We start from the raw sequence: 13,228 nt of genomic DNA on the forward strand, positions 1-13,228 counted from the left end.
GTGAGATTTTCATGATGTCTGATTCCGCACTCAACACCTTGAGCCCGTCGCGTGTCCAACGCGTCGGCAAACTGCGCGGCACGCTGGCCCTGGCGGGTGCACTGTTCCTCGGTTCGGTCGTGACCCTGCCTGCTCATGCCCAAGGCACCAAAATTGGCTTCGTGAACACCGAGCGCATCTTGCGTGAGTCTGGGCCGGCCAAGGCAGCCCAGAGCAAGATCGAGTCCGAATTCAAAAAGCGTGACGACGAACTTCAGCGCCTGAGCAACTCCCTGCGTTCACAAGCCGAGAAATTCGACAAGGACGCGCCTGTCTTGTCGGAATCGGACCGCGTGAGCCGTCAGCGTGACCTGGCTCGCCTGGATACCGATCTGCAGCGCAAGCGCCGTGAGTTCCAAGAGGACTTCAACCGTCGCCGCAACGAAGAGTTTTCCTCGATCGTGACCAAGGCTAACCAAGCCATCAAGAACATCGCGGAAAAGGAAAACTACGACTTGATCGTGCAAGACGCCGTGACGGTGAACCCGCGTATCGATATCACCGACCGGGTGATTCAGGTTCTCGGCAAATAAGTACCAGGTACGCATGCCTATCCTGCTGGATACCGGCCGCGCGCCGATCCTTGATGCGCTACTGGCTGCGGTCAATACCCAAGGGCTGGATCTGCGCATTGAGGCGGCCTGTGGATCGGTCGATCCAGTCGTCGGCGACCAGCCCGCCAGGCAAACCGCTTCTAGTGCCGGGGGGGATTTACCCCGTATTCGCGGCATCGGTACGCTGGCGTCCGCCGGCCCCGAGGAAATCACCTTCCTGAGCAATCCTCGTTACCAGAGCCAATTGGCAGGCACGAGAGCCGCTGCGGTCATTGTCACGCCAGAGGTCGCCCAGGCCATGGAGACCAACCCCGATTCACCGACGTGTATCCGGGTAGTGTGTGCACATCCATATTTACTCTATGCCAGGCTGGCACAATGGTTTGACGCCGCACGTCATCCCAAGCAGCCTGCCAGCGTGCATCCCCTGGCTGTCGTCGCCCCTGATGCGGTTATCGAGGACGATGTCCGCATCGGGCCGCATTGTGTCGTCGAGGCCGGCGCCCGGATTGGCCGTGGTACTACGCTCGGGCCGGGCTGCGTGATCGGAGAGGGCTCCAGCGTGGGGGCCGACTGTATGCTGTACGCCCGCGTTACGCTGTACGCCAATGTGCGCATAGGCGCACGCGCCATTGTGCACAGCGGTGTGGTGCTCGGCGCGGATGGGTTTGGCTTTGCGCCAGATCCTACGCTGGGGCAGGGTGCCTGGGGCAAAATCGCCCAACTCGGCGGCGTGCGTATCGGCGATGACGTCGAGATCGGCGCCAATACCACCATCGATCGAGGTGCCCTCGAAGACACCGAGATCGGCGACGGGGTCAAACTCGATAATCAAATCATGATCGCGCATAATGTCCGGATAGGGGCGCACACGGCAGTGGCCGCCTGCGTGGGCATTGCGGGCTCTACTGTGATCGGTTCGCGTTGCACCATTGCGGGCGCGGCCATGCTGTCGGGGCATCTGACGCTGGCCGACGATGTCCATGTTTCCGGCGGCACCGCGATCACGTCCAGCATTTCGCAACCGGGCCGTTACACTGGCGTGTATCCTTATGCCGAGCACGGTCAATGGCAACGCAACGCCGCCGTGATACAACAACTGTCGCAGCTGCGCCGTCGTCTGCGAGCCATCGAAAAAGCCTGACCCGTCCCGCGAAGCGCAGGACGGCGCAATTACTCAAAAAACGGTAGGAACTATTAGAAAATGGAACTCGACATTAAAGCGATCATGGAGCGCTTGCCGCATCGCTATCCGATGCTGCTCATTGACCGCGTTCTGGAAATTGTGCCGGGCAAATCCATCATTGCGATCAAGAATGTGTCGATCAACGAGCCTTTCTTCGAGGGCCATTTCCCCCATCACCCCGTGATGCCGGGGGTATTGATCGTCGAAGCCATGGCCCAGGCCGCGGCGCTGTTTTCGTTTACGGACGACGAAGGCGGCCTGAAGTGCGATAGCGCCAAGACGGCCTATTACCTGGTTGGTGTCGACGAGGCGCGATTCCGTCGCCCCGTAGTGCCGGGCGATCAGTTGCGTCTCGAAGTGCAGGCCGAACGACTGAGTCGTGCCATTTGCAAATATCAGGGGCGTGCACTGGTCGACGGCCAAGTGGTGGCCGAGGCCAAGCTCATGTGCGCGATCCGTAGCCTGGAAGGATAAATGTCAGGAAATATCCATCCCACCGCCGTGATCGATCCGGGTGCCCAGATCGATGGCAGCGCACGTATTGGCCCGTATAGCGTTGTCGGCCCAGGTGTCACTATCGGCGCCGGGACGGAAATCGGCCCGCATTGCGTGATCGACGGTGTGACGACGATCGGTCAGGATAATCGGTTTTACCGGTTTTGCTCCATTGGCGGCATGCCGCAAGACAAAAAGTATGCCGGCGAGCCCACGCGTCTGGTGATCGGTGACCGCAACACGGTTCGCGAATTCACGACGTTCAACACCGGCACGACCCAGGACGGTGGCGAGACTACCCTGGGCAGCGACAACTGGATTATGGCCTACGTGCACATCGCGCACGATTGCCATATCGGCAACAACACGATCCTGGCCAACTCGGTGCAACTCGGCGGTCACGTACACGTCGGCGACTGGGCCATCGTGGGCGGGCTGACAGGGGTACACCAGTTCAGCAAAATCGGCGCACACAGCATGACAGGCGGCAATAGCTCCCTGATGCAGGACATGCCGCCTTTTGTGCTGGGCGCGGGCAATCCTTGCCGGCCGGTCGGCGTCAACGTCGAAGGTTTGCGCCGCCGCGGCTTTAGCGTGTCGGTGATTTCCAGCCTGCGCGAGGCATACAAGATCGTTTTCCGGCGCGGTCTGCCGCTGGACGAGGCGCGCGCCGAATTGCGTGCGCGCCAGCAATCGCATCCCGATGCGGCAGAGGCACTGCAGACGTTGCTGGACTTCTTCGATGCCTCGACTCGCGGCATTATCCGTCCATGATCGCCCCCATCGGCATGGTGGCAGGCGAGCCGTCAGGCGACCTGCTCGCCAGCCGGGTGATTGGTGGCTTGCACCAGGCTGAGCCTGCGCTGCCGTGCCAGGGGATTGGCGGGCCCGCCATGGATGCCGCGGGCTTTGAGGCGTGGCATCCCATGCATGCCCTGACGGTGTTCGGCTACGTCGACGCGCTCAAGCGCCTGCCCAGCCTGTTGCGCACGTACGGCGACGTCAAGCGTCGCTGGCTGGCTCAACCCCCGTCGGTATTCGTAGGCATAGATGCGCCGGATTTCAACCTGAAGCTGGAGCTTCAACTGCGTCAGGCCGGCATTCCCACGGTGCATTTTGTCGGGCCGTCCATCTGGGCCTGGCGCTATGAGCGTATTCACAAAATTCGTGAAGCCGTGTCCCACATGCTGGTACTGTTTCCCTTTGAGGAAGACCTGTATCGCAAGGAGGGCATCCCCGTGACCTACGTCGGGCATCCACTGGCCGACGCCATTCCGATGCAGCCTGATCGCGCCACGGCGCGCCGGCGCCTGGGGCTGGATGACAACGCCCGCGTCCTGGCGATCTTGCCGGGCAGCCGTTCATCGGAAATCCGTATTCTTGCGCCGCGCTTTTTGCAGGCGGCGCAGCAGTTGCGCCAGCGCGATCCGGGGCTGGTGTGCGTCGTGCCCATGGTCAGTGCCCAGCGACGCCAGGAATTCGAAGCCATTCTGGCGCAGTATCCGGTGCCCGGGCTGCGTTGTTTGACGGCACAAGACCTGTCCGATGCGGACGGCCTGCCGGTTGCCTGGGCCGCGCTCGAGGCCAGTGACGCCGTCTTGGTGGCGAGCGGGACTGCGACACTGGAGGCCGCGTTGTTCAAGCGGCCGATGGTGATTTCGTATTACTTGTCCCCTTGGATGCGTCGCATCATGAGCTGGAAGTCCGGTCAGCAGCGGCCGTATCTGCCTTGGGTCGGGCTGCCGAATGTCTTGCTGCGCGATTTCGCCGTTCCGGAGTTGCTCCAGGACGATGCCACGCCCGACAAGCTCGCCGAGGCGACCTGGGTCGCCTTGACCGACGAGGCGCACGCGGCCCGTGTGCAATCGCGCTTTACGGCCATGCACCAGGATTTGACCCGCGACACGGCAACGCTGGCAGCACGCGTCATTCTCAATCTAGCCCATGGCGCAACATAGTCTTTTTACCGAGGCCCTGGATTTCGCGGCCGTATTGACAGCGGGCGTCGACGAGGCGGGACGCGGCCCCCTGGCGGGCGCCGTTTACGCCGCGGCGGTCATCCTCGACCCGGATCGCCCGATCGTGGGTCTGGCCGACTCGAAGGTGCTGACGGCGACGCGACGCGATAGCTTGGCCTTCCAGATTCAAGAACGTGCCCTGAGCTGGCATATCGCCAGCGCCAGCGTCGAGGAAATCGATACCCTGAATATTCTGCGAGCCACCCTGTTGGCGATGCAACGCGCGGTCGAGGGCTTGATCCATGCTCCCCAGGTCGCCATGATCGATGGCAATCAGGCGCCCAAGCTGCGCTGTACGGTGCAAACCATCATCAAGGGCGATGCGCTGGTGCCGGCGATCTCGGCGGCCTCTATTCTGGCTAAAACCGCCCGTGACGCCGATCTGCTGCGACTGGATCAGTTGTACCCGCAGTATGGTTTTGCTCAGCACAAAGGCTATGGCACCGCATTGCATCTGGATCGATTGCGCCAACACGGCCCGTGTGACGCACATCGGCGCAGCTTTGCGCCGGTCCGCAAATTGCTGCCGTAATTCACGATGAAACACGTCGCGTCTCGCGAAAACCCTCAGTTCAAGCAATTGCATCGCTTGGCCCAGCATGCGGGTCGTCGTCACGAGCGCGCGATCCTCGAGGGCGTGCATCTGTGCCAGGCCTGGCTGGCGTGCGCCGAGGCGCCGGCATTGGCGGTATTCGACACCGAGCGGCTAGATCGTCCCGAGCTGGCCGCGTTGTTGGCGGCGGTGACGGATGTATTGCCGGCGCATCAGGTGCTGACGTTGACGCCACAGTTGCTGCATTATCTCGAGACCGTCGAAACTGGACAGGGCGTGTTGTTTGTCGTGGACCCTCCGTCGCCTGAACTACCCGAACGATTGGCCGAACCCATGGTATGGCTGGATCGCGTTCAGGATCCGGGCAATGTGGGCACGATCCTGCGTAGTTGCGCCGCCGTCGGCATCCGTCGCGTGGTGATGTCCGCCGGGTGTGCGGCCGCGTGGTCACCCAAGGTCCTGCGCGGTGGGCAAGGCGCGCATTTCGCGCTGACCGTGCACGAGCAGGTCGATCTGGCCGCCTGCGTCGATCGGCTGGACGTGCCGCTGGCGGTCACGACCCTGGAAGACGCGCAGGACTTGTATGCGACCGCCTTGCCGCGGGCCTGTGCCTGGGTGTTTGGTCATGAGGGACAAGGGGTCGCGGTCGACCTGCAACGGGCCGCCACGCTGCGTGTGCGCATTGATCATGCTCCGGCCGTAGAGTCGCTCAATGTCGGGATCGCGGCGGCCCTGTGCCTGTTCGAACAGCGCCGCCAGATCGGAGCACATTGACGCGTTGCTTAACGGCGCGTTCAATTTGAGCGTTCTAGCCCTACTTCCTGCAACACCGTCGTCGCGATTTCTTCGATCGACTTGGTCGTCGTAGATAACCACGAAATCCCCTCGCGACGCATCATTCGCTCGGCCTCGGCCACCTCGTAGCGACACTGCGTCAGTTTGGCGTACTGGCTTTTGGGCCGGCGCTCATTACGCACCTCGGACAGACGTTCGGGCTGGATCGACAAGCCAAACAGCTTGGCCCGGTGCGGCGCCACCGTAGAGGGCAGGGTGCCCCGTTCGAAATCGTCGGGCGTCAACGGAAAATTAGCCGCCTTGATGGCGTACTGCATGGCCAGATACAAGCTGGTTGGCGTTTTGCCGCAACGCGATACCCCCACCAAAATCACGTCGGCCTGGTCCAGTTGATGGATAAACTGGCCATCGTCGTGCGCCAGGCTGAAATTGATGGCATCGATACGGTTTCGGTATTGCTCCGAGTTGGCCGCCATGTGTGAACGACCCACCGAATGATTGGATTTCAGGCCCAGGGCTTGCTCGATATGCCCCACAAACGTGCCAAAAAGATCCAGAAAAACGCCATTGGCACTACGCACGCACTCCATGCTCAGAGGATCGACCAGCGTGCTGAACACAATGGGCGGCACACCCGTGTCGGCAGCATTGCGATTGATCCGTTGGACGACGTCTTTGGCCTTGTCTAGCGTGTCGACAAAGGGCACACGTATCGGCCTGAAGTGGACCTCCTCAAATTGGGACAGCACTGAGTGACTAAATGTTTCTGCCGTAATGCCGGTACTGTCCGAGACGATGTAGACAGTACGTTCAAGAAGAGGCGAAGCCATATGTAAAATATTCCAACCAGAGGGGAGGGCTTGAGTGCCCGAACGAGTACAATTTGACCCCGAATCAGTCACCCCAAGTGCGGTCCAAGGCTGGTTTGGTCAGCGCATCGTGATGCATTGACCAAACTCGCTTTCTTTCCATTGTAAAAGGTGACTTCAATGTCGTACGTTGTTTCGTTCGAGCAGCTCCGCATGACGGATGTGGACTCGGTAGGAGGTAAGAACGCATCACTGGGTGAAATGATCAGTCAGCTGTCCGGCGCAGGGGTACGCGTACCGGGTGGTTTTGCCACGACTGCCGACGCCTTTCGAGACTTTCTCAAGGCATCGGGCCTGGATACGCGCATCGCAGAACGCCTCACCACGCTGAACCCCGAAGACGTTCGCGAGCTGGCCGCGGCTGGCGCCGAGATTCGTCAGTGGATCGTCGAGGCGCCGTTTTCATCTGAATTCGAAACGCAAATCCGCACTTCCTTTGCCGCGCTTGATGCCGACGGCAAGGGTTCGTTCGCCGTGCGCTCGTCGGCCACCGCCGAAGACCTGCCTGATGCGTCGTTTGCCGGCCAGCAAGAAACCTTCCTGAATGTCGTCGGTGTTGATGACGTGCTGGACAAGATCCGCCACGTGTTCGCCTCGTTGTACAACGATCGCGCGATCTCCTATCGCGTGCACAAGGGCTATGCCCACGCCGAGGTCGCCTTGTCGGCCGGCGTGCAGCGCATGGTGCGTTCCGACAAAGGCAGCGCCGGCGTGATGTTCACCATCGATACCGAATCGGGCTTTCAGGATGTGGTGTTCATCACCTCGTCCTACGGCCTGGGCGAAACAGTGGTGCAGGGTGCGGTCAACCCGGACGAATTCTACGTCTTCAAGCCCGCACTCGAAACCGGTCACTATCCCATCGTCAGCCGCCGCATCGGCTCGAAACTCCTCAAGATGGAATTCGATCCCGAGCGTCCCGAAGGTCGCGCTGTCCGTACGGTGGATGTGCCCGTGTCCGAGCGCAACCGTTATTCATTGAACGACGAAGAAGTCTCCGAGCTCGCGCGCTATGCCGTGATCATCGAGAAACACTACGGTCGTCCCATGGACATCGAGTGGGGCCGTGATGGCATCGATGGCAAGATCTACATTCTGCAAGCCCGCCCCGAGACGGTGAAATCGCAGCAGGGCGCCAACGACGTCCAGTTGCGCTATCGCCTGAACGCCACCGGCCAGGTGCTGATTACCGGCCGTGCGATTGGCCAGAAGATCGGTTCGGGCCCGGTACGGGTCGTGGGCGACATTTCCGAGATGGATCGTGTGCAGCCTGGCGATGTGCTGGTTACCGACATGACCGACCCCAACTGGGAACCCGTCATGAAGCGCGCCTCGGCGATCGTCACCAACCGTGGCGGCCGTACCTGCCATGCCGCGATCATCGCGCGTGAACTGGGCATCCCGGCCGTCGTGGGCTGCGGTGATGCCACCGACCTCCTCAAAGAAGGCCAGGCCGTTACCGTTTCGTGCGCCGAAGGCGACGAAGGCCGCATCTATGACGGCTTGATCGAGACCGAAGTCGAAGAAGTCCGCCGTGGCGAAATGCCGCCGCTCGATGTCAAGATCATGATGAACGTCGGCAACCCGCAATTGGCGTTCGACTTTGCCCAGATCCCCAACGCAGGTGTCGGTCTGGCTCGCCTGGAATTCATCATCAACAACAACATCGGCATTCACCCGAAGGCCGTGTTGGACTATCCCAATGTTGATAGCGAGCTGAAAAAGGCCGTCGAATCCGCCGCTCGCGGTTACGCCAGCCCGCGTGCGTTCTTCGTCGAGAAATTAGCCGAAGGGATCGCCACGATCGGCGCGGCGTTCTGGCCCAAGTCGGTCATCGTGCGTATGTCGGACTTCAAGTCCAACGAGTACCGCAAGCTGGTGGGCGGCTCGCGCTACGAGCCCGAGGAAGAAAACCCGATGCTGGGCTTTCGCGGCGCGTCACGTTATATCTCCGAGGACTTCGCCGAGTGCTTCCGCATGGAATGCGAGGCCCTGAAAAAGGTCCGTGACGAAATGGGCCTGACCAACGTCGAGATCATGGTCCCGTTCGTGCGCACGGTCAGCCAGGCCAAGCGTGTGGTCGAGTTGTTGGCGACGCGCGGCCTGGTTCGCGGCGAAAACGGCCTGAAGCTCATCATGATGTGCGAAGTCCCGTCCAATGCCATTCTGGCCGAGCAATTCCTCGAGCATTTCGATGGATTTTCGATCGGCTCGAACGACATGACGCAACTGACCCTGGGTCTGGATCGTGATTCGGGCATGGAACTGCTCGCTGCCGATTTCGACGAGCGCGACGAGGCCGTGAAGTTCATGCTGAGCCGTGCCATCAAGGCATGCCTGGCCGCCAACAAGTACGTAGGTATCTGCGGCCAAGGCCCCAGCGATCACCCCGATTTTGCACAATGGCTCAAGGATGAAGGCATCCTGTCCATGTCGCTGAACCCGGACACGGTGGTCGATACGTGGCAGCGTTTGGCTAAATAATCCGCAAGGAGCTCTGTTTGCCTTGGGACACCCCAAGGCAAACAGAGCCTCCAGGCTGCGATTTTGGCTTGATCCGCCCAAGGCAAAAAACCTGCATTTCCGTCAAGGATTGCAGGTTTTTTTTGCCGCCGGGCCGCCCCAAGGCAAAAAGGCCCCCTTGGGGGGCAGCAAGCCGAAGGCGCGGCGTGGGGGCTTTTTTTGCCGCCGGGCCGCCCCAAGGCAAAAAGGCCCCCTTGGGGGGCAGCAAGCCGAAGGCGCGGCGTGGGGGCTTTTTTTGCCGCCGGGCCGCCCCAAGGCAAAACGCCCCCTTGGGGGGCAGCAAGCCGAAGGCGCGGCGTGGGGGCTTTTTATGACGGCGAGATGTCTAGCCGATCACTAGTTTGCCGAGGACGTGGCGCTGCGTTGAAACAGGCCCAGAAAGCGCCGCAGCAAGTTTGCCGCCGTGGGCGTGGGTCCCAAGGCGTGGGCCAGGGTCGTAGCGTTCAGGCCTTGGCGTGCATACTCGGCCTGGTGTCGCATCAAATGATCGTGCATGAATTCCGGCCCGAATTCCGGGTGGAATTGGGTGGAATAGATATTGGACGCCATGCGTACCAATTGATGATCGTCTTTCTCCGAGCGCGCCAAGGCCACTGCACCCTCCGGGAGCTGCGCGATGGTCTGGGCATGCAGGAGCTGGGCAGGGAATTGCGCCGGCAATCCGGACAGCAACGCATCGCCTGTCGCTTCGGGCAGGCATTCGATGATCTGCGTACCGAGTTCGCGGCCTTTCGGGTTGTAGTCCACGACGCCACCGAAAGCATGCGCGAGCAACTGGTGCCCGTAGCACACGCCAAACATGGGTAAGCCCTTGGCGGCCGCCTGCCGTATCCATTCGGCAGTCTGCTCGCTCCAGGGCTCTCGATCCGTCACCATGGCTGGAGATCCCGTGATCAGCACGGCACGGTAGGCCGAGGGCGCCAACGGTCGTTCGCCCTCATACACGCGCACGATGTGCGTCTCGCCAGGCGCCAGTCCGGCGGCATGGCGCGTCATATCCGCATAGCTGCCATGAGATTGGCGCAGAAACTCGTCAGGGTCTCCGGTATGCAGAATTAGAACCGGCAACGCGGCATCAGTGGGGCGGGCGGGCGTAGTCATAACCATCATCATAATCGCCATCGCCCAGAAATCCGTACAATCAACCGCTACTCTGCTTAAAACAAGGCTAACAATGATGTGGATATGGTTCGGCTTGGCATTTGTCGCATTGATCGGCGAGATCGCCAGCGGTACGTTCTACTTGTTGCTGGTGGCGCTGGGCTTGGCAGCCGGGGGCGTTGCCGCTTGGTTTGCCGTGGATTTTCAATGGCAGCTAGTGGTTTGCGCGGCCATTGCGCTAGTGGGGCTGCTTGTCTTGCGTCGCACCGGTGTGCTGAAAAAGCGCGAGGTCGACGCCACGCGTAATGCCGACGTGCATCTCGATATCGGCCAGGTCGTCGAGGTCGAAAGCTGGCCGGATAACGGAGTGGCACGCGTCTGGTATCGCGGGGCGCACTGGCAGGCTGAACTGGCCGCGGGACAAACGCGCGCGCCCGGTGCACACGTGATTTCCGAAATGCGCGGTACACGGCTGATACTGACCCGCAAATCGTGACGCTTAGCGTTCCGAGGTGCTGGCGCTCAGGCATGTGGACGCCAGGTTGGCTATACCAGCTACACCCAATACACCTTAGTTTGCCCCACGGTGCGAATACGTCGTAGATCAATGCATCGAATACGTTACAGTCAAGGCTAAGTCTTTATTCCGCTATCGTTCGACGACGGCGGTTTTTTCCCCTTCTATGCAGGAATACTTTCATGGCGTTCGAAACTTCTACCATCGTCCTGATCGTCTTGGTCGTCCTGGCGTTGCTGATCATTATCAAGGCCATTGCCATTGTGCCGCAGCAACATGCCTGGGTGATCGAGCGGTTAGGGAAGTTCGACCGCGTCCTCTCGCCGGGCGCGGGATTTGTGATTCCGTTCATCGAACGGGTAGCCTATAAGCACTCGCTCAAGGAAATCCCGCTGGATGTGCCGAGCCAGGTCTGCATTACGCGCGACAACACACAGTTGCAGGTCGACGGCGTGCTGTACTTTCAGGTCACCGACCCGATGCGCGCCTCGTACGGCTCGTCGAACTATATCTCGGCGATTACGCAATTGTCCCAAACCACGTTGCGTTCGGTGATCGGCAAAATGGAATTGGATCGCACCTTTGAAGAGCGCGAGATCATCAATAGCACCATTGTGTCCTCGCTGGATGAGGCCGCGTTGAACTGGGGCGTCAAGGTCCTGCGCTATGAAATCAAGGATCTGACGCCGCCGAACGAGATTTTGCGCGCCATGCAGGCGCAGATCACCGCCGAGCGTGAAAAACGCGCCCTGATCGCTGCTTCAGAGGGCCGGCGCCAAGAGCAGATCAACATCGCCACCGGCGAGCGCGAGGCCGCCATTGCCCGTTCCGAGGGTGAAAAGCAGGCGCAGATCAACCAAGCCCAGGGTGAGGCTGCCGCCTTGCTGGCGGTTGCCGAAGCAACGGCCAAGGCCGTGACCCAGGTGGGCGAGGCCGTGCGTCAACCCGGCGGCATGGAAGCCGTGAACCTCAAGGTGGCCGAGCGCTACGTGGATGCGTTTGCCAATCTCGCCAAGGAAGGCAACACCCTGATTCTGCCGTCCAATCTGGCGGATGTGGGCGGCCTGATCGCGTCGGCCATGGCCATCGTCAAGTCGAACAAACCCGCCTAAGGCTGGGACTGGCGTCGCGACTGACCGACGCGGCGCCACAGCGGCGACTCAGTCGTCGCGGCGCGTGCTGCGGGTGTCGTGCTTCATCATGCGTTCTTTCTCGCGCTCCCAGTCTTTTTCACGGGCGGTGTCGCGCTTGTCGTAGAGTTTTTTGCCTCGACCTAGCGCGAAGTCCAGCTTGATTCGGCCGTTTTTGTAGTGCAGGTTCAGCGGGACCAAGGCGTAGCCACGCTGCTCGACCTTGCCAATCAGCTTGCTGATTTCCTCGGCTTTGAGCAGTAGTTTGCGCGTACGCATAGCATCGGGGTGGACGTGCGTCGAGGCGGTGGGCAAGGGGCTGACGTGCATGCCCAGCAAGTACAGCTCGCCATCGCGCACGATAACGTAGCTTTCCTTGAGTTGGACGCGGTTGTCACGGATCGCCTTGACCTCCCAGCCTTGCAGGACCAGGCCCGCCTCGTAGCGGTCTTCGATGAAATAATCGTGGGAGGCCTTGCGGTTGTCGATAATGCTCATAAGGGCGAATAAGGCAGGAATCAGGCGAAAAATGCGGCGGCAGCGGCGCTACCGGTAAAATCCACTCATTCTAGCCATTTGCGATAGTCCATGCATAAAGTACAGCGATCTGTCCTCGTTCCCTACAGCGCCGCACAGATGTTCGAGCTGGTTGCCGATGTAGAAAAGTATCCGGAATTTATGCCCTGGTGCGGCGGGACCGAGGTCCATTCGCGCAACGAGCACGGGATGCAAGCGTCGGTCATGATCAGCTTTGCGGGCATGAAGCAGCGCTTTACCACCCGCAACACGCACGAGTACCCGACCCACATCCAGTTGGAATTGGTGGACGGGCCGTTCTCCATGCTGGTCGGCAACTGGGAATTCCAGGCCCTGGCCGAGGACGCCTGCAAGGTACTGTTCACCATGGAGTACGCGTTTTCCAACCGGGCCCTCGAGATGGTGGTAGGCCCGGTTTTTAATCGCATCGCGTCCAGTTTCATTGATTCCTTTACCAAGCGCGCGCAGGCCATTTATGGCGAATAACTCCGGCAACTTGCATATCAGCGTTTGCTATGCCGAGCCGTCGGCCGTGTGGCAGCGCGCGCTCACGCTGCCGACGGGCGCCACCGTGCAGGACGCCCTGCGTGAAAGCGGGTTGCAAGCGGCGTTTCCCGATCTCGATCCCTGGGGGCAGGGCGTGGGCGTGTTTGGCAAGCTCTGTCAGGCTGAGACCGCATTGGCCGACGGGGATCGGATCGAAGTCTATCGGCCGCTGAGCTTTGACCCCATGGTGTCGCGCCGTCGCCGCGCCGAACACCGTCGCGCCAAGGCCACGGCCGCTCGCAACGGCCGGGCACGCCCCGCGGGATTGTTGTAAGTCTCGTCATCAGAGTGACAATTTTCTCCTGCTAATCTGGTTAAGATAGCCATTACGGATTTACGTTTACGTTAACGTCATGCAAAATTGA

15 protein-coding genes are annotated in these 13,228 nt (G+C 60.7%); 12 read left to right on the top strand and 3 right to left on the bottom strand.

The annotated features are described in order from the left end of the window. Nucleotides 1-11: 11 nt before the first annotated feature. Genes ACYVDM_RS12435 through ACYVDM_RS12465 form a run of 7 tightly spaced genes read left to right on the top strand, consistent with a single transcriptional unit; the run spans nt 12 to nt 5,619 of the window. Nucleotides 12-572 carry an OmpH/Skp family outer membrane protein gene (locus ACYVDM_RS12435; protein ID WP_415785366.1) on the top strand — a complete coding sequence of 187 codons (561 nt, stop codon included), beginning with the start codon at nt 12-14 and terminating at the stop codon, nt 570-572. A gap of 13 nt (nt 573-585) precedes the next feature. After that, nucleotides 586-1,737: a UDP-3-O-(3-hydroxymyristoyl)glucosamine N-acyltransferase gene (gene lpxD / locus ACYVDM_RS12440; RefSeq protein ID WP_415785361.1), complete on the top strand. Its 1,152-nt coding sequence runs from the start codon at nt 586-588 to the stop codon at nt 1,735-1,737. 60 nt (nt 1,738-1,797) lie between these two features. Beyond that, nucleotides 1,798-2,253, top strand: coding sequence for a 3-hydroxyacyl-ACP dehydratase FabZ (fabZ, locus tag ACYVDM_RS12445; RefSeq protein ID WP_415785358.1), 456 nt, complete (start codon nt 1,798-1,800; stop codon nt 2,251-2,253). Then, nucleotides 2,254-3,048 (top strand): acyl-ACP--UDP-N-acetylglucosamine O-acyltransferase, encoded by a 795-nt coding sequence (gene lpxA / locus ACYVDM_RS12450; protein ID WP_415785356.1) that lies wholly within the window; start codon nt 2,254-2,256, stop codon nt 3,046-3,048. Then, nucleotides 3,045-4,232, top strand: coding sequence for a lipid-A-disaccharide synthase (gene lpxB / locus ACYVDM_RS12455; RefSeq protein ID WP_415785354.1), 1,188 nt, complete (start codon nt 3,045-3,047; stop codon nt 4,230-4,232). The genes lpxA and lpxB overlap by 4 nt, the downstream gene beginning before the upstream one ends. Further along, nucleotides 4,219-4,824: a ribonuclease HII gene (gene rnhB, locus ACYVDM_RS12460; RefSeq protein WP_415785352.1), complete on the top strand. Its 606-nt coding sequence runs from the start codon at nt 4,219-4,221 to the stop codon at nt 4,822-4,824. Before lpxB ends, rnhB begins: the two co-directional genes overlap by 14 nt. 6 nt (nt 4,825-4,830) lie before the next feature. After that, on the top strand, nt 4,831-5,619 hold the full coding sequence (locus ACYVDM_RS12465; protein WP_415785350.1) for a TrmH family RNA methyltransferase: 789 nt from the start codon (nt 4,831-4,833) through the stop codon (nt 5,617-5,619). A 20-nt stretch (nt 5,620-5,639) separates the two neighbouring features. On the opposite strand, the gene ppsR is transcribed toward ACYVDM_RS12465, so the two are convergent. Beyond that, the gene (gene ppsR / locus ACYVDM_RS12470; protein WP_415785348.1) at nt 5,640-6,470 is read right to left on the bottom strand and encodes a posphoenolpyruvate synthetase regulatory kinase/phosphorylase PpsR; all 831 of its coding nucleotides are present in this window, start codon (nt 6,468-6,470) and stop codon (nt 5,640-5,642) included. A 159-nt stretch (nt 6,471-6,629) separates the two neighbouring features. On the opposite strand from ppsR, the gene ppsA reads away from it, so the two are divergent. Next, entirely contained in the window at nt 6,630-8,993 is a 2,364-nt protein-coding gene (gene ppsA, locus ACYVDM_RS12475; RefSeq protein WP_415785346.1) for a phosphoenolpyruvate synthase, read from the top strand. Nucleotides 8,994-9,368: 375 nt separating this feature from the next. Here ppsA and ACYVDM_RS12480 read toward each other — a convergent pair whose 3' ends face one another. Next, the gene (locus ACYVDM_RS12480; RefSeq protein ID WP_415785344.1) at nt 9,369-10,133 is read right to left on the bottom strand and encodes a glutamine amidotransferase; all 765 of its coding nucleotides are present in this window, start codon (nt 10,131-10,133) and stop codon (nt 9,369-9,371) included. 76 nt (nt 10,134-10,209) lie between these two features. On the opposite strand from ACYVDM_RS12480, the gene ACYVDM_RS12485 reads away from it, so the two are divergent. Continuing rightward, nucleotides 10,210-10,629, top strand: coding sequence for an NfeD family protein (locus ACYVDM_RS12485; protein WP_415787007.1), 420 nt, complete (start codon nt 10,210-10,212; stop codon nt 10,627-10,629). A gap of 203 nt (nt 10,630-10,832) precedes the next feature. Then, entirely contained in the window at nt 10,833-11,762 is a 930-nt protein-coding gene (locus ACYVDM_RS12490; RefSeq protein WP_415785342.1) for an SPFH domain-containing protein, read from the top strand. Between the two features lie 48 nt (nt 11,763-11,810). Here ACYVDM_RS12490 and smpB read toward each other — a convergent pair whose 3' ends face one another. Then, nucleotides 11,811-12,278 (bottom strand): SsrA-binding protein SmpB, encoded by a 468-nt coding sequence (gene smpB / locus ACYVDM_RS12495; RefSeq protein ID WP_415785340.1) that lies wholly within the window; start codon nt 12,276-12,278, stop codon nt 11,811-11,813. A 90-nt stretch (nt 12,279-12,368) separates the two neighbouring features. On the opposite strand from smpB, the gene ACYVDM_RS12500 reads away from it, so the two are divergent. Both ACYVDM_RS12500 and ACYVDM_RS12505 read left to right on the top strand, forming a co-directional pair. Next, nucleotides 12,369-12,803, top strand: coding sequence for a type II toxin-antitoxin system RatA family toxin (locus tag ACYVDM_RS12500; protein WP_415785338.1), 435 nt, complete (start codon nt 12,369-12,371; stop codon nt 12,801-12,803). Continuing rightward, on the top strand, nt 12,793-13,137 hold the full coding sequence (locus tag ACYVDM_RS12505; protein WP_415785336.1) for an RnfH family protein: 345 nt from the start codon (nt 12,793-12,795) through the stop codon (nt 13,135-13,137). Before ACYVDM_RS12500 ends, ACYVDM_RS12505 begins: the two co-directional genes overlap by 11 nt. The last annotated feature ends 91 nt before the right edge of the window (nt 13,138-13,228 follow it).

This window comes from Bordetella tumulicola (assembly GCF_054779135.1).